Here is a 16,626-nt window from a genome sequence, read left to right as displayed (position 1 = left end):
TCACCGCGGCGCTACTTTTCCCGGCCGGTCACTCCCACTCGATGGTGCCCGGCGGCTTGCTGGTGACGTCGAGCACGACCCGGTTGACCTCGGCGACCTCGTTGGTGATCCGGGTGGAGATCCGGGCCAGCACGTCGTAGGGCAGCCGGGACCAGTCGGCGGTCATGGCGTCCTCGGAGGAGACCGGGCGCAGCACCACCGGGTGGCCGTAGGTGCGGCCGTCGCCCTGGACACCGACCGAGCGGACGTCGGCGAGCAGCACCACCGGGCACTGCCAGATGTCGCGGTCGAGTCCGGCCGCGGTCAGCTCCTCGCGGGCGATGGCGTCGGCCTCGCGCAGCAGGTCCAGCCGCTCCCGGGTGACCGCGCCCACGATGCGGATGCCCAGGCCGGGGCCGGGGAACGGCTGCCGCTGGACGATCTCGTCGGGCAGGCCGAGCTCCTGCCCGACCATCCGCACCTCGTCCTTGAAGAGCATGCGCAGCGGCTCGACGAGGGCGAACTCCAGGTCCTCGGGCAGGCCGCCGACGTTGTGGTGCGACTTGATGTTGGCGGTGCCGGTGCCGCCGCCGGACTCCACCACGTCCGGGTAGAGGGTGCCCTGCACCAGGAACTCCACCGGCTGGTCGTTCGGCGCCTCGGCGACGATCTCGGCCTGCGCCTGCTCGAAGACCCGGATGAACTCCCGGCCGATGATCTTGCGCTTCTGCTCCGGGTCGGAGACCCCGTCGAGCGCGGCGAGGAAGCGCTGCGAGGCGTCCACGACCTTCAGCCGGACCCCGGTCGCGCCCACGAAGTCCTTCTCGACCTGCTCCGTCTCGCCCTTGCGCATCAGGCCGTGGTCGACGTAGACGCAGGTCAGCCGGTCGCCGATGGCGCGCTGCACGAGGGCCGCGGCGACCGCGGAGTCCACCCCACCGGACAGCCCGCAGATGGCCCGGCGGTCGCCGACCTGGGCGCGGATCGCGGCGATCTGCTCGTCGACCACGTTGCTGGTGGTCCACTCCGGCGTGATGCCGGCGCCGCGGTAGAGGAAGTGCTCCAGGATCTGCTGGCCGTGCGTGGAGTGCATCACCTCGGGGTGGTACTGCACGCCGTACAGCCGCTTCTCGTCGTTCTCGAACGCGGCGACCGGCACGACGTCGGTGCTGGCGGTGACGGCGAAGCCCTCCGGCGCGGCCGAGCAGGCGTCGCCGTGGGACATCCACACCTCCTGCCGGTCGGGGGTGCCCTCGAAGAGGGTGGAGCCGGGCCTGGAGACCTCCAGGGCGGTCCGGCCGTACTCCCGCGCGCCGCTGTTGTCGACGGTGCCGCCGAGCACGGTGGCCATGAGCTGGAAGCCGTAGCACATCCCGAACACCGGGACGCCGGCCTCGAACAGCTCGCGGTCCAGGCGGGGCGCGCCCGGCTCGTAGACCGACGAGGGGCCGCCGGACAGGATGATCGCCCGCGGCCGCTTGGCCAGCATCTCGGCGACCGGCATCGACGAGGGCACGATCTCGCTGTAGACCCGCGCCTCGCGCACCCGGCGCGCGATGAGCTGGGCGTACTGGGCGCCGAAGTCCACGACCAGGACGGTGTCGGCGGCGGCGCCGTGGGGAGCGGGGTCGGCTGGGGTCGCTGAGGACACGGGCGGCCTTCCGGCGAGAGTACGGGAGCGTGCCGCCCAGTCTACCCAGCGCCGCAGCGGTCCTCGGACGGCGCCCGCCGGCCCCGGGCGCGGTCCGCCCGGCCCCGGCCCCGGGCACCTCTCGCCGCCGCCCCGCCTTGCGCCCGCCCCCGGTCCGTGGTCCATACTGGGCGCCATGCACCCGCACACCTTCGCGTTTACCTATGGCACCGGCCGGTCCGGCTGCCATGGCCGCGTCGCGTGAGCTGAAGCAAGCGACCTCCAGGCGCCCCGGGCCACTCGGCCCGGGGCGCCTGTCGCTTCCCCGGACCGCGGCCCGGGTCGTGACCGACGTGCCACCGACCCGAGGAGCAGACCGTGACCGACACCCTTCCCCCCGAGACCGAGCAGACCATCGCCGACGCCCGGCAGCGCATCGACGACCTCGACACACGGATCATCGACCTGGTCCGCCAGCGCGTGGGGGTGTCGCAGGAGGTGCAGCGGGCCCGGATGGGCGCCGGCGGCCGCCGGCTGCACCTGGCCCGCGAGATGGAGGTGCTGCGGGCGTACGGCGACGCGCTCGGCCGGCCCGGTACCGCGCTGGCGATGACGCTGCTGGAACTGGGCCGCGGCCGGGCATGAGGCCGGGTAGGACGATATGACCGCCACGCCCGCGCGTCACCTTTCGAGGGGGATCACCCGAACGGCACGTGACCGGCCGACGGCCCTTTCGTTGGAGGTGGTGTCCGTGCCAGCCAGGGGCGGTCACCCCACACCACGCGTGGAGAGGGACACCGTCTAGACGCAGCTAGGCGGGGTGTGAGCCGGTGCGATGAGGCGGCCGCGGCACTGTGGCCGCCGTGGGACCTCGCACCGGTCGAAGTGGCCGGACGGCAGGGGACAGCAGCCTGGTCACGACTCTGAAAGAGGCGGTCGGTTCCCGGGGACGCCCGGGACCGGCCGCTCTGCGAGTCACACATTACAGCGTGTTCAGGGCGTTTTGGGCACCTTCGGCGCCCGCTCCGCCTTCGACTCCCGTTCCGCCTTCGGCACCCGGGGCACCGGCAGCAGCGGGAGCCGCAGCGCCCCGAAGGCGTCCGCCGGCACGGCCGGGGCGGCCGGCGGGACCGCGGCGATCCGGCGGTACTCCTCGCCCTGGGCCGGCCGCGGGTCCGGCGCGCCCTTGTTCGGCCACAGCGACATCGCCCGTTCGGCCTGCGCGGTGATCGTCAGCGACGGGTTGACCCCGAGGTTCGCCGAGACCGCCGCGCCGTCGACCACATGGATGCCCGGGTGCCCGAACAGCCGGTGGTACGGGTCGATCACGCCCTGCTCGGCGTCCGCCCCGATCGGGCAGCCGCCCAGGAAGTGCGCGGTCATCGGCCGGTCGGTGGCCTCGCCGATGTTGCTGCCGGCGAAGCCGTTGATCTCGTCGGCGATCAGCTCGGCCGCCCGGGCGCCCTCGGGGATGTGCACCGGGTTGGGGGCGCCGTGGCCCTGACGGGCGGTCAGCAGCCCCTTGCCCGGGCCCTTGCGCTTGCGGTAGGTGGTCAGCGAGTTGTCGCTGGTCTGCATCACCAGGCCGATGATCGTCCGCTCCGACCACCGGAAGTTCGACAGCGAGCGGAACGCGACCGCCGGGTGCCGCAGGTAGTTGACCGCGAACTCCGCCCAGCGCGGCAGCTTCCCCCGGTGGGGCGCGGCCATGATCGACAGGTTGCCCATGGCGTTGGAGCCGCGGCCGTAGCGGACCGGCTCGATGTGGGTGTGGGCGTTCGGGTGCACCGACGAGGTGATGGCCACGCCCCGGGTGAAGTCCAGCGGGCGGTCCGGGTAGCGCTTGCGGTAGCGGGACGCGGAGGTCTGCGCGCCCACCAGTGCCTCGGAGTTGGTCCGGGTCAGCTCGCCCAGCCGCCGGGAGATCCGCGGCAGCCGGCCGGCGTCCCGCATGGCGTGCAGCAGGGTCTGGGTGCCGTAGGTGCCGGCCGCGACGACCACCTGGCGGGCCCGCAGCACCTCCCGGGCGCCCCTCCTGCGCCGGTCGGTCGGCACCGTGGTGACGCGGTAGCCGCCCTCGGGGTCCTCGGCCAGCCCGACCACGGTCGTCATCGGCCGGATCTCGGCGCCGGCCTGCTCCGCGAGGTGGAGGTAGTTCTCGTTGAGGGTGTTCTTCGCGCCGTGCCGGCAGCCGGTCATGCACTCGCCGCACTCGGTGCAGGCCCGCCGGCGCGGCCCGGCGCCGCCGAAGTACGGGTCCGCGACCTCCTCGCCGGGCGCCGCGCTCGGCCCGCCGGTCCCGTCGCCCTCGCCGCCGGCGTCCTCCCCGCCGCAGGCGTCCCGCCCGTCGCCGAAGAACACCCCGACCGGCGCGAGGTGGAAGGTGTCCCCGACGCCCATCTTGTCGGCGGCGTCCTTGAGGTGGACGTCGGAGGGGGTCATCGTCGGGTTGAGCCGCACTCCGAGCATCCGCCGGGCCTGGTCGTAGTAGGGCGCCAGCTCCTGCTGCCAGTCGGTGATCGCGCCCCACTGCCGGTCCTGGAAGAAGGCGGCCGGCGGGACGTAGAGGGTGTTGGCGTAGTTCAGCGAGCCGCCGCCGACGCCCGCGCCGGCCAGCACCAGCACCTTGCCGAGCACGTGGATGCGCTGGATGCCGTAGAGGCCGAGCGAGGGCGCCCACAGGTAGTTGCGCACGTCCCAGGAGTTCTTCGGCAGCTCGTCGCGGGCGAAGCGGCGGCCCGCCTCCAGCACGCCGACCCGGTAGCCCTTCTCGGTCAGCCGCAGCGCGGACACCGCCCCGCCGAAGCCCGAGCCGACGACGACGACGTCGAAGTCGTAGCCGTCGTCGCTGCCGTCTGCCTGTGCCACCTGGTCCTCCGGAGGGTCGGTCGGTCATGCCGCGGCCGTCGGCCCGGGCGGGTGCGCCGGGCGGGCCGGGCTGCTGGGCGCCGGCGGGCGCTCAGCGGATGCGCAGCGCCTTCATCAGCCGCAGCGACGCGTTGAGCAGCGCCGCGTACTTCTCGTCGTCCATGCCGAACGCCGGGCCCATCGGCATCAGCCGCTGCACCGCCACGGTCTGCGCCTCGGTGTACTTGAGGATGCCCTCCGAGCCGTGGCGGCGGCCGAGCCCGGAGTCCTTCATGCCGCCCATCGGCGCCCGCACGCTGCCATAGGCCGCGCCGTACGCCTCGTTGACGTTGACCGTGCCGGAGCGCAGCCGGGTCGCGATCGCGGTGCCGCGGCGGACGTCGCGGGTCCACACGCTGGAGTTGAGCCCGTACTCGGTGGCGTTGGCGCGCGCGACCGCCTCGTCCTCGTCCGCGAAGCGGTAGACCGACACCACCGGGCCGAAGGTCTCCTCGGTGCACACCGCCATCGGCGCCTCGACCCCGTCGAGCACGGTCGGCTCGTAGACGTACGGGCCGATGTCGGGGCGCGGGCGTCCGCCGGTGAGCACCGTGGCGCCCTTCTCCCGGGCCTCGTCCACGTGCCGGCTGACCACGTCGAGCTGCCGGCGGCCGACCAGCGAGCCCATGCCCGCGCCGTAGGCCAGCGCGGTGCCGAGCTTGAGCGACCGGGTCAGCGCGACGAACTTCGCGGTGAAGGCGTCGGCGACCGACTCGTGCACGAACAGCCGCTCGATGGAGATGCACAACTGCCCGGCGGAGGCGAAGCAGGCGCGCACCGCGCCGGCGGCGGCCCGGTCGAGGTCGGCGTCGCGCAGCACCAGCAGGGCGTTCTTGCCGCCGAGTTCGAGCGAGGCGCCGACCAGCCGGGCGGCGGCGCGCTGGGCGACCTCGCGGCCGGTGCGGGTGGAGCCGGTGAAGGAGACGTAGTCGGCGTGCTCGACGACCGCGGGGCCGACCACCGGGCCCTCCCCGATCACGATCTGCCACACGTCCTCGGGCAGCCCCGCCTCGATGAGCTGCCGGCGGGCCCACAGCGCGGTCAGGGCGGTCTCGGTGTCGGGCTTCATCACCACCGCGTTGCCGGCCGCGAAGGCGGGCAGCGCGTCGCCGACGGACAGTTCCAGCGGGTAGTTCCAGGGCGAGATCTGGCCCACCACCCCGCGCGGCTGGCGCAGTTCGAGTGCCCTGGTGAGCGCGGGCACGGCCCCGGTGTGCCGCTTCGGCCGCAGGTAGGCCGGCGCCCGGAAGCCGTAGTGCCGGGCGGACATCGCGACCACCTGCACCTCTTCGTGGGCGTGCAGCCGCGCCTTGCCGGTCTCCACCTGGATCAGGTCCAGGACCTCGGCCTGCCGGGCGAGCACCAGGTCGTGGAAGCGCAGCAGCACCCGGGCCCGCTCGCGCACCGGGGTGGCCGCCCAGCCGGCCTGGGCCGCGCGGGCCCGGCGGTAGGCCTCGGCGACGTCGTCCGGGGTCGCCTCCGGCAGGTCGGCGAGCTTCTCGCCGGTCAGCGGGGTGTGGCCGGCGGTACGGCCGGAGCCGAGCACGCCCGCGGTCAGCCGGGCGACCAGGTCGGGGGTGACGACGTCGCGCGGGCCGCGCGCGACGGCGGGCCGGGGGGCGACGGGGTTGTCGGCGCCGCCGCCGTCGAGGGATGCACTGCGGGTCACGCTTTCCGGCGAATCCGTCATGCCGGTGAGGGTACGGCGGCCGGACCGCCGTGGGTACCCATCAGTAGCTTTTTTCTGCGGGACTTCCACGATCGCGCCAGCATGTGATGGCATCGTGATGATCTTCGCAGCTCAGAAGGGGTCGAATAGGTGGGCGGAACGGCGGTCAGCCGGCGCTGTAGGTCTCCACGGCGCGGTCGAACGCCTGCTGGACCGCGGCCCGCTGGCTGTCCAGCCCGGTGACCAGCACGACGTGGTACTTCCCGTCGATCAGGAGGGCGAGGTTGCGCGCGTACACGCCCTGGCCGCTGGAGTTGCGGTAGGTGTACTCGCCCTCCGCCGCCGGGTGGCCGTCGAGCGTCAGGGACTGGAGGCCCGACGCCGAGGACCAGGCCGAGGAGCGGAAGTCGGACAGCTCCGGCTCGTCGAGCTGGTAGGCCACCGGGTCGCTGCCGCGCGCGGAGGACCGGTCGCGGCCGGGGACCACGGTCAGCTGGAGGTCGTCGCCGGCGTAGGTGACCTCGTCCTGCGCGTTGGGGCCCGAGCGCTGCCAGCCGGTGTGCACCGCGACGGAGAAGCCAGCGGGGTCGTGCCGCAGCGCGAAGTCCGGGCCGAGCGAGGGCCCGGCCGGGGAGGCCGGCGCCGACGTGGTGGGCTTGGCCGGCGGCGTGGTGGCGGGCGCCGAGGTGCCGGACCCGGGCGCGGTGGAGGCGCCGCCCTTGCCGTCGGACTTCCCGGCGCCGGGCTTGGGCATGGACGCCGGCACGCTGCGGTCGGCCTTCGCGCCGGAGCCGTCGCCGCGGTGCGGCATGACCAGCAGGGCGTACGCCACCGCGGCCGCGAGGATCACCAGCACCGCGATCAGCAGCTTCACCCCGAGCCGGCGTGGCGACTCGTCGCTGCCGTCGGGACGCCGGTAGACGACGTCCTCCTCGTGGATGGGCGGGCGGGCGGCGGGCCGCTGGCCGCGGGCCGCGGCGGGCTGCGCCGGCACGGCCGGGCGCGGCGGCCGGGGCGGCGGCGCCGGGCGGACCGCCTCCATCGGCGCGGTGGTCGCGGTGGCGCCGGCGGGTGCCGCCCCCAGGCCGGACATGCCCAGGGCGCCGGCCGGGCCGGACGCCTGCGCGGGCTTCGGCAGTTTGGGGGGCTTCGGCGGCCGGCCGGCCCTGGCCTCCTTGCCGCGGGCGTGCCGGCGGTGCCGGGTGCCGCCCGCCTCCGCCGCGGCGGCCGCCTTCCGGCGGCGGCGCACCAGCTCGCCCCGGCGCCGCTTCACCGGCAGCTTCGCCGGGTCGGTGGGCACCTGCACGGTGCCCACGCCGACGTCCGGCTCGGGCGCGGAGCGGATCAGCGAGCGCAGCCAGCCGCCCAGTTCCTCGGCCTCCGGCCGCTCCTCGGGGTCCTGGCGCAGCAGCGACTCCACGACCGGCCGCAGCGGGCCGCACTCCTCCGCGAAGGCCGGCGGCTCCGCGCAGACAAGCTGGACGAGTTCGGCCGCGCTCTCCTCGGGGAAGGGCGGGTGGCCCTGGACGCTGCGGAACAGCAGCGAGCCGAGCGCCCACAGGTCGGCGGCCGGGCCCACCGGAGGGGACAGCCGCCAGTTCTCGTGCACCTCGTGGGCCTGCTCCGGCGCCCAGCGCTCGGTGACGGCGCCGACCACGGTGATGCGGTTCTGCCGGGCCCGCTCCTGTTCGAGCGCGGAGCGCGGGCCGTGCCAGTCGTCGGACTCCGCCTCACCGCCGCCGGCGAGCACCTGCTCGGGCACCGGGTCGTACCCGCACAGCGCCTCCTGGGCGGCGCCGGCGGCCAGGCCCGCGAGCATGGCCCGGCCGTCGTCGCAGACCAGGACGGTGCTCGCGGTGACGTTGCGGTGGGTCCAGCCGGTGGCGTGCAGGGCGCGCAGCGCGGTCAGCACGTCGGAGGCGACCTCGGCGGCGCGGTACGCGTCGAGCGGGCGCTCGGCGAGCATCGCGGCCAGCGACCGGGCGGACACCAGTTCGCTCGCGATCCACAGGCTGCCGTCCTCGACGAAGATGTCGAAGACCTGCACCAGCCGGGGGTGGTCGGGGATGGCGGCCGCGCTGCGGGCCGCCTCCAGGGCGCGCCGGGCGCTCTCGTCCAGCCCGTCGTCGCCCGCCGTGTCCGGGCCGTCCTCGGCGCTGACCACCTCGGGCAGCAGCACCTGGTGGACCAGGACCTCCTGGCCGCTGTAGGTGTCGAAGGCGCGGCTCTCCACGAGTTCGAAGCCGTCGGCGGGCGGCCGGGGCAGCCGGTAGCGCTCAGCGAGCACCCGGCCTGCGTACTCCTCCACGGCGCCCCCCTTCCGGCCCGCCCGTTCGCTCATCCGCCCGCGTCCTGGAAGGACCCCCGAAACGGTCAGGCCCTTTCAGGTCCGGACACCTCCGACGACGAGACGGTCGGTATCCGGCTGCGGACAGTCCACACGTACTCACCATACGTGCTTCGGCCCCGTCACTCGGCCGGTTTGAAGGTACTGAAGAAGGTCGCGAGCCGCTTCGCGTTCGCGTCGTCGCCCCACGCGCCGGCCGGGGTGGTGAACATCAGGGCGTAGCCGTGCTTCGCGTCCGTCACCATGCCGCGGTTCAGGACATGTACGGCCTTACCCTGCTCCTGCCGGGTGTATTCCCAGTCGGCCGCGTCGTAGTCGCGGTAGTCCGCGGACACCACCTTGATCTGGTGGTAGCCCGGCATCGAACCGGGCGCGGCGGCCGCCGAGGTGCGCCAGTTGCCCAGCGCGCTCTTGCCCGGGTGGTGGGTCCAGTCCACGAGCAGGTTCTCGCCGCCGCTGCCCTTGAAGCGCGAACCGACGCCGTACCCGTCGTCCCCGACCCGCTTCCATCCCGCGGGCAGCGCGATGGAGAAGCCCTCGGAGTCCTTGAAGACGTGCCAGCCCGCGGGGAGGGTGCCGGTGCCGGATGACGAGGTGGAGGGGGAAGCGGAGGACGGCGCTTTGGTGGAGGCGGTGGTGGCGGGCCCGCCGGTGGCGCCGTCGGGGTCCTGCGCCTGCCCGGTCGTCTCGGCCGCGTTGCGCCCGGTGGCGCTGATGGAGGTGCTGGGGGTGCCGCTCGGCGCGCCCTTGCCGCCCTTGTCGTCGCCGCCGCCGGAGTTGGCCACCGCCACGCCTATCAGGGTGCCGAGCAGCGCCACCAGCACCACGGCGATCACGATCACCAGGGTGCGGCGCGGCACCACGTCGCTCAGCGGCGCGCGGGCCGGTCCGGCCGGCGCCGCCGCGCCCGGTCCCGCGGGCGCCTTGCGGTCGGCGGCCTTGCGCAGCGACCGCAGCGCCTCGCGCGCCCTGGCCTGGTCGAGGGCGGCCTTGCGGGCGGCGGGCGGTGCGTCGGTGGGCACCGGCTGGGGGTCGGCGGCAGCGCCCGCGGCCGGCGGGGCCGCCGGGAGCGCCATCATGCGGGTGGCGTCCGCGGCCGGCGCGGCCGGCTCCTCCGGGGCGTTGACCACCGCGTCCAGCAGCCGCCGCGCGCCCGCGTCGTCCAGCCGCCGCTGCGGGTCCTTCACCAGCAGCCCGGTGATCACCTCGGCGAGCGGTCCGGCGTTGCGCATCGGCCCGACCGGCTCGGTCATCACCGCGGTGAGGGTGGCGATCGCGGAGCCCTTGTCGTAGGGCGGATGCCCCTCGACCGAGGCGTACAGCAGCGCCCCCAGCGACCACAGGTCGGCGGGCGGGCCGGGCTTCTGGCCGCGGGCCCGCTCGGGCGAGATGTACGACGGCGCGCCGACGAGCATGCCGGTGGACGTCACCGACGGGTCGCCGTCGATCAGGGCGATGCCGAAGTCCCCGAGCACGACCCGTCCCGCGCCCGAGGCGCGGCCCGCCTCGTCGTCGCCGGCCTCCGCGAGCAGCACGTTGGACGGCTTCACGTCGCGGTGCAGGATGCCCTCAGCGTGCGCGGCCCTGAGCACGTCGAGCAGCACCAGCCCGATCTCGGCGGCGCGCCGGGGGCTGAGCGGGCCGTCCTCGCGGATCGCGTCGGCCAGCGAGCGGCCCTCGACCAGCTCCATGACGATCCACGGCCGGTCGTCCTCCTTGACGACGTCGAAGACCGTGATGGCGCCGGTGCTGCGGATGCGCGCGGTGGCCTTGGCCTCGCGCAGGGTGCGGGTGACCAGCCGGCGCTTCTCGTCCTCGTCGACGTTGCCGGGGAAGCGCAGCTCCTTGACGGCGACGTTGCGGCCGAGCGTCTCGTCGACCGCGCGCCACACCGTGCCCATGCCGCCCTTGCCGAGCACGCCGCCGAGGCGGTACCGGTCGGCGAGCACGCGTCCGTCGGTGCCTTCGTCCTCGCTCATGGAATCCCTCTGTCGTGTCTGACCGGTGCCGTGCCTTCCGGCGCCGCGTTCCGGCGGGTGCCGGGCCGGGCGGCGGCGCGCACCGGGCGCCGCTGCGCGCGGCGCGGTCGGGGCAGCCGCCAACTGCGGCACCGGCGGCGGTTGTCGGGCGGTTCGGCTCCCATCATCCCCGACCGGGGAAGGTGGTTGCGAACCCGGCAGGTCAGTCGGCGGCCCGGAATCCGGCGACGGCGTTGTCGAACACCGGTCGCCACTTCTGCCACTGGGCGTCGGGGGCCGACAGGTAGATCGCGTACTCGGTGGCGCCTGGCCGGCCGAAGCCGAGGTCGATGGCGTGCCAGGCGCGGGCCTTGCCCTGGAAGGTGAACTCCCACAGCGCGGCCTGCTGGCCGAGGCGCACGGTGCGGTCCATCCGCTCCCGGTGGTAGGTGTCCCCGACGGCCTGCTCGGTCTGCGGCTCCAGTTCCTGGAAGTGCTCCAGGGGGTCGGTACTGGCGAAGGGCAGCGCGTCGACCTTCAGTCCGACCAGGCCGTCGGGGGTGACCCAGTCGACCTCGTCGGTGCCGTTCGGGGTGGTCCGCTTCCAGCCGTCGGGCACCGGCACGGAGTAGTGGTAGCCGTCGTGGTCCTCCTCGGCCAGCCGGTAGCCGGCCGGGAGCGGCGGCGCGGGCGTGGTCTGCCCGCCGGTCGGGGCGGTGGACGGCGAGGCCGTCCCGGACGTACCGGTCGGCGCCGGGTCGGCTTCCGCCGAGGAGCTGTTCGCGCGGTGGACGGCGTACAGCGCGCCGCCGATCACCACGGCGGCCGCCACGGCCGCGGCGATCCAGGGCAGCGCCCGGTGCCTTCGGCCCCCGGCGGGTGGCGGGACCGCGTGCGCTCCGCCCGGCCCGCCCGGCGGTGCCGTGAGGCCCCCGGCCGGTCCGCCGGACGGCGGGTGGCCCGTCGCCGGGCCGGGGGGCGCGGCGTGGGAGGCCGGGGCGTACGGCGCGACGCGGGTGGTGGTGGTCTGGCCGGGCGGCGACTCGAAGCGCCCGCGGTCCACCCGCGTGGTGTCCGAGTCGGCCGCCGGCACCCGCAGCATCCGCTCGGCCTCGTCGGCCGACAGCCGGTCGCCCGGCTCCTTGGCGAGCAGCCCGGTGATGACGCCGATGAGCGCACCGGCCTTCGCGGGCGGCCGCACCGGCTCCTCGGCGATGGCGTACGCCGTCTCGATGGCGGTCGGGCGGCGGAAGGGGGACGAGCCCTCCACCGCCTGGTACAGCGTCGCGCCCAGCGCCCACAGGTCCGCCTCGGGCCCGGGCGGCACGCCGCGTATCCGTTCCGGACTCAGGAAGTCGATGGAGCCGATGAGTTCACCGGTGCGGGTCAGGGTGGAGGTGCCCGACGCCTGCGCGATGCCGAAGTCGGTGAGCACGACCCGCTGGTCCCCGCCGAGCAGCACGTTGCCGGGCTTGACGTCGCGGTGCAGCACCCCGGCGCGGTGCGCGGCGCGCAGCGCGGCGATCATGCCGCGGCCGACCCGCGCCGCCTCGGCGGGCTCCAACGGGCCCTGCTCCTTGAGGCGTTCGCCCAGCGTGACCGAGGGGACGTACTCCATCACGATGGACGGCAGCCCCGCGTCGTCGACCACGTCGTGCACCACCACGACGTTCGGGTGGCTGATCCGCGCGGCGGCCCGCGCCTCGCGCCGGGTGCGCTCGAAGAGCGTGGCCAACTCCTCGTCGTCCATGTGCGGTTGCGGCGAGTGCAGCTTCTTCACCGCGACCAGGCGGCCGAGGAGTTCGTCCTCGGCCCGCCACACCGTGCCCATCCCGCCCCGGCCGACGCGTTCGAGCAGCCGGTAGCGGCCCGCGACGAGCCGCCCTTCGTCGCCGTGTCCGGCCCCATCCATGTCGTGCCCTCCCCGCGGGCGCCTCCCGGCTCGCGCCCAGGCGAACTCGGCGCCTAGAGAGGCACGATATCGGGAGCGCCCAACCGGGCGGCGTCCGCGGTCTGGTCGTCGGGCTGCAGTTGGGACTCGCGCTCGGCCTCGACGCGCTTCTCGTAGTACTCGACCTCCCGGTCGATCTGCGCCTGGTCCCAGCCCAGCACCGGCGCCATCAACTCCGCGGCGGGGCGGGCGCTTCCGGTGCCGCGGTCGAAGGTCTCGATGGAGATGCGCGTCCTGCGGGTCAGCACGTCCTCCAGGTGGCGGGCGCCCTCGCTCCTGGCGGCGTAGACGATCTCGGCGCGCAGGTAGTCGTCGGCGGCCGGCAGCGGGTCGCCGAGCGAGGGGTCGTCGGCGATCAGCGCCAGCACCTCCTCGGCGAGCGTGCCGTAGCGGTTGAGCAGGTGCTCCACCCGGGCGACGTGCAGGCCGGTGCGGGCGGCGGTGCGGGCCCGGCCGTTCCACAGCGCCTGGTAGCCCTCGGCGCCCAGCAGCGGCACCTCCTCGGTGCAGCAGCCGGCGACCTTGCGGTCCAGGCCGTGCACCGCCTCGTCCACCGCGTCCTTGGCCATCACGCGGTAGGTGGTGTACTTGCCGCCGGCCACCACCACCAGGCCCGGCAGCGGGTGGGCCACGGTGTGCTCGCGGGACAGCTTGCTGGTCGCGTCGGACTCCCCGGCCAGCAGCGGCCGCAGGCCCGCGTACACGCCCTGGACGTCGTCCCTGGTCAGCGGGGTGGAGAGCACCGAGTTGACGTGGCCGAGCAGGTAGTCGATGTCGGCGCTGGAGGCCGCCGGGTGGGACTTGTCCAGGTCCCAGTCGGTGTCGGTGGTGCCCACGATCCAGTGCCGGCCCCAGGGGATGACGAAGAGCACGCTCTTCTCGGTCCGCAGGATCAGGCCGGTGGTGGAGTGGATGCGGTCCTTGGGCACCACCAGGTGGATGCCCTTGGAGGCGCGGACGTGGAACTGGCCGCGCTCGCCGATCAGCGCCTGCGTGTCGTCGGTGAACACCCCGGTGGCGTTGACCACCTGCCGGGCCCTGATCTCGTACTCGCCGCCCGCCTCCAGGTCCTCGACCCGGGCGCCGACCACCCGCTCGCCCTCGCGCAGGAAGCCGACCACGCGGGCCTGGTTGGCGGCCACGGCGCCGTAGGAGGCCGCGGTGCGCACCAGCGTCACCACCAGGCGGGCGTCGTCGACCTGGGCGTCGTAGTACTGCAGGGCGCCGACCAGGGCGTCCTTGCGCAGCGCGGGCGCCACCCGCAGCGCGTGCCGGCGGCTGAGGTGGCGGTGCACGGGCAGGCCCCGGCCGTGGCCGGAGGAGATCGACATCGCGTCGTAGAGCGCCACGCCGGAGCCCGCGTACAGCCGCTCCCAGCCCTTGTGCTGGAGCGGGTAGAGGAACGGCACCGGCTTGACCAGGTGCGGGGCCAGCCGCTCCAGCAGCAGCCCGCGCTCCTTGAGCGCCTCCCTGACCAGGGCGAAGTCCAGCATCTCCAGGTAGCGCAGGCCGCCGTGGATGAGCTTGCTCGACCGGCTCGACGTGCCGGACGCCCAGTCGCGGGCCTCGACCAGGCCCACGGACAGGCCGCGCGTGGCGGCGTCCAGCGCGGTGCCCGCGCCGACCACGCCGCCGCCCACGACCAGGATGTCCAGTTCGTGCTCGGCCATTCGGGCCAGAGCCTGGGCCCTCTCCGCCGGGCCGAGTGATGTCGTCCGCATCCGTGCCTCCGTGACTGCGTCGCTACGGTGTCGCTCGGTGTGTCGCTGTCTCGCTGCCGTCCGGTCGTCGGTGCCGCCCGCGCCCGCGCCCTCGCGCTGGCGCCGCGGCCGGTGCGGCGGCCGGGCGCGCGGCCGGTGACCGGCCACCTCGCGCCTACCCGCTCCTTCCGATAGTGACCGCCCCGGCGCCGACCGGCCAGCGCTGCCCGGCGCGCCGTGCGGTCATATCAGTCAATTGTCTGGTTAGCCTGCTTTAAAGCCCTTCGTGACCCCGTGCGCACGTCTCGCCAGGAGGGCGGCTCCAGGGAGAGGACCGGAAACCGTGCCCGCAGACCTCGCCGTACTCGGACTGGGCCATACCGGTCTCCCCCTCGCGCAGGCGGCCACCGCCGCCGGCGTCGGCACCATCGGCTACGACCCCGACCCGGCCGTGGCCGCCGACGTGAACGCCGGCCGGGTGCCGCCCGGCACCCTGGCCGCCGCCGAACTGCGCCGGATGCTGGCCGGCGGCTTCCGCGCCACCAGCGACCCGGCGGTGCTCGGCCGGGTCAGGACCGCGGTGATCTGCGCGCCCACCCCGCTCGGCGAGGACAACGCGCTGGACCTGACCGCGGTCGCCGCCGCCGCCCGGGCGCTCGCCGGCCACCTGCGCCCGCACACCACCGTGGTCCTGGAGTCGGCGGTGCACCCGGGCACCACCGAGGAGTACCTGCGGCCGCTGATCGAGGCCGGCGGGCTGCGGGCCGGCCGCGACTTCCACCTCGCCTACGCCCCCAGCCGGCTCGACCCCGGCAACCGCGCCTACCCGCTGTCCCACATCCCGAAGGTGGTCGGCGGTCTCACCCCCGCCTGCACCGAGGCCGCCGCCGCGTTCTACGGCCGGCTCAGCGAGCGGGTGGTGCGCGCCCGCGGCCCCCGCGAGGCGGAGGCGGTCAAGCTGCTGGAGACCAACTACCGGCACGTGAACATCGCCTTCGCCAACGAGATGGCGGTGTACTGCCACGACATCGGCGTCGACCTGTGGGACGTGATCCGCTGCGCGGAGACCAAGCCGTTCGGCTTCCAGGCGTTTCGCCCCGGGCCGGGCGTCGGCGGCCACGCGGTCGCGCTGGACCCCAACGCAGCGCCCCACTTCACCGGCGGCGCCGGCGGCGGCCGCCCGCGCACCCCCGGCCACCCGCTGCGCATGGTGGAACTCGCCCAGGAGGTCAACGGCCGGATGCCGCGCTACGTGGTGCAGCGCGCCGCGACCCTGCTCAACGAGCACGGCAAGTCGCTGCGCGGCGCCCGGGTGCTGCTGCTCGGCGTCACCTACAAGGCGGACCTCGCCGACCAGGAGGGCGCACCGGCCCGGGAGATCGGCACCCGGCTGACGGAGCTGGGCGCGCAGTTGTGCTACCACGACCCGTACGTGCCGCAGTGGCGCGTTCTCGACCGTCCGGTGCCGCGCGCGGACTCGCTGTGGGAGGCCGCGGCCGACGCCGACCTGACGCTGCTGCTCCAGCACCACCGCACCTACGACCTCCAGGGGCTGGCGGTCAAGGCCCAACTCCTGCTCGACACCAGGGGCGCGACCCCCGCGGGAGCCGCCGCCCGGCTCTGAGGGCCGTCCCGTTCGAAGCTCCGCGGTGTCGCGCCACCCGGCCGCACCCGGGCACGGGGCGACAGGGCCGCGTGGGGCGGGGGTTGTGCGGGCGTGTCGTGGTCCTGTAACGAGCGGATCAAGCATCTTGTCCGATTGTCGCCCCCCACTACTAGATTTCGGCGTCACTGATCGCACGGACGCAACCGTGTGCGATACCCGCTTCCGTCCCCGGGGGAACCTTTCGTGAGCGCCAACTTCCCACCTCCGCAGCAGCCTTCCGGCCAGAACCCGTTCGCCCCCGGCCCGGCGGGAGGCAACCCCTACGGGCCGCCGCCGGCCGGCAACCCGTACGGCCAGCCGCAGGGCCCCTACGGCGGCCCGCAGGTCGCGCCGGCCTTCAACCCGAACGCGTACCCGCCGCCGGCCGTCGCCCAGCGGCGCGACAACATCGGCCTCGGCATCGTGGCCGGCGTGGCGGTCGCCCTGGTCGCGGCACTCGCCTACGGCGGCCTGCTGCGCGCCCTGGCCAAGAGCGACGGCACCACCGTCGAGTTCCGCTACGCCGCTCTCGCGGTCGGCGCGCTGATCGGCGTGGTGATGGGCAAGGTCGGCGGCCGCACCGTCGCGATGCCGATCCTCGCGGCCGTGCTCGCGGTGCTCGCCGTGATGTTCGGCGAGATCTTCGGCGGCGCCCTGATCATCAGCCACTACGCCAGCGAGCAGGGCGGCAGCATCTCGGTGGCCACGCTGCTCTTCCACCACTTCGGCATCCTGTTCAAGGCGTGGAAGTCGGACTTCGGCGCGATGCGGGTGTTCTTCCTGGTGTTCGCCGCGGTCGCGGCCGCGGGTCTGGCCAAGCGCATGGGCGAGAACTGAGCG

Annotated in this window: 10 protein-coding genes; 3 read left to right on the top strand and 7 right to left on the bottom strand. The window is 74.8% G+C overall.

The features are described 5' to 3' along the window. Positions 1-28: 28 nt before the first annotated feature. Positions 29-1,630: a glutamine-hydrolyzing GMP synthase gene (gene guaA, locus RVR_RS22520; protein WP_202235590.1), complete on the bottom strand. Its 1,602-nt coding sequence runs from the start codon at positions 1,628-1,630 to the stop codon at positions 29-31. 357 nt (positions 1,631-1,987) lie between these two features. Here guaA and RVR_RS22515 point away from each other — a divergent pair, with 357 nt between their 5' ends. Beyond that, the gene (locus RVR_RS22515) at positions 1,988-2,254 is read left to right on the top strand and encodes a chorismate mutase (protein ID WP_202235588.1); all 267 of its coding nucleotides are present in this window, start codon (positions 1,988-1,990) and stop codon (positions 2,252-2,254) included. A 348-nt stretch (positions 2,255-2,602) separates the two neighbouring features. On the opposite strand, the gene RVR_RS22510 is transcribed toward RVR_RS22515, so the two are convergent. The 6 genes from RVR_RS22510 to RVR_RS22485 form a co-directional block, all read right to left on the bottom strand. Then, the gene (locus RVR_RS22510) at positions 2,603-4,477 is read right to left on the bottom strand and encodes a GMC family oxidoreductase (RefSeq protein ID WP_202235586.1); all 1,875 of its coding nucleotides are present in this window, start codon (positions 4,475-4,477) and stop codon (positions 2,603-2,605) included. A gap of 91 nt (positions 4,478-4,568) precedes the next feature. Further along, a complete protein-coding gene (locus RVR_RS22505) occupies positions 4,569-6,206 on the bottom strand; it encodes a succinic semialdehyde dehydrogenase (protein ID WP_202235584.1) in 1,638 nt (545 codons plus the stop codon). A gap of 145 nt (positions 6,207-6,351) precedes the next feature. Next, on the bottom strand, positions 6,352-8,493 hold the full coding sequence (locus tag RVR_RS22500; RefSeq protein ID WP_202235582.1) for a protein kinase: 2,142 nt from the start codon (positions 8,491-8,493) through the stop codon (positions 6,352-6,354). Positions 8,494-8,654: 161 nt separating this feature from the next. Next, positions 8,655-10,511, bottom strand: coding sequence for a serine/threonine-protein kinase (locus RVR_RS22495; RefSeq protein ID WP_202235580.1), 1,857 nt, complete (start codon positions 10,509-10,511; stop codon positions 8,655-8,657). 202 nt (positions 10,512-10,713) lie between these two features. Then, positions 10,714-12,402, bottom strand: a complete 1,689-nt coding sequence (locus RVR_RS22490) for a serine/threonine-protein kinase (protein WP_202235578.1) — start codon at positions 12,400-12,402, stop codon at positions 10,714-10,716. A gap of 53 nt (positions 12,403-12,455) precedes the next feature. Then, entirely contained in the window at positions 12,456-14,162 is a 1,707-nt protein-coding gene (locus tag RVR_RS22485) for a glycerol-3-phosphate dehydrogenase/oxidase (RefSeq protein ID WP_202235576.1), read from the bottom strand. Positions 14,163-14,484: 322 nt separating this feature from the next. Between RVR_RS22485 and RVR_RS22480 the strand changes: the two genes are divergently transcribed. Continuing rightward, positions 14,485-15,765, top strand: coding sequence for a nucleotide sugar dehydrogenase (locus RVR_RS22480; RefSeq protein WP_202235574.1), 1,281 nt, complete (start codon positions 14,485-14,487; stop codon positions 15,763-15,765). Between the two features lie 225 nt (positions 15,766-15,990). Further along, positions 15,991-16,623, top strand: coding sequence for a hypothetical protein (locus RVR_RS22475; RefSeq protein WP_202235572.1), 633 nt, complete (start codon positions 15,991-15,993; stop codon positions 16,621-16,623). The last annotated feature ends 3 nt before the right edge of the window (positions 16,624-16,626 follow it).

Source organism: Streptomyces sp. SN-593 (genome assembly GCF_016756395.1).
GTDB classification, from domain to species: Bacteria; Actinomycetota; Actinomycetes; order Streptomycetales; family Streptomycetaceae; genus Actinacidiphila; species Actinacidiphila reveromycinica.
The sequence above is the reverse complement of the archived record's forward strand: the minus strand, read 5'-3'. Positions and strand labels throughout refer to the sequence as shown.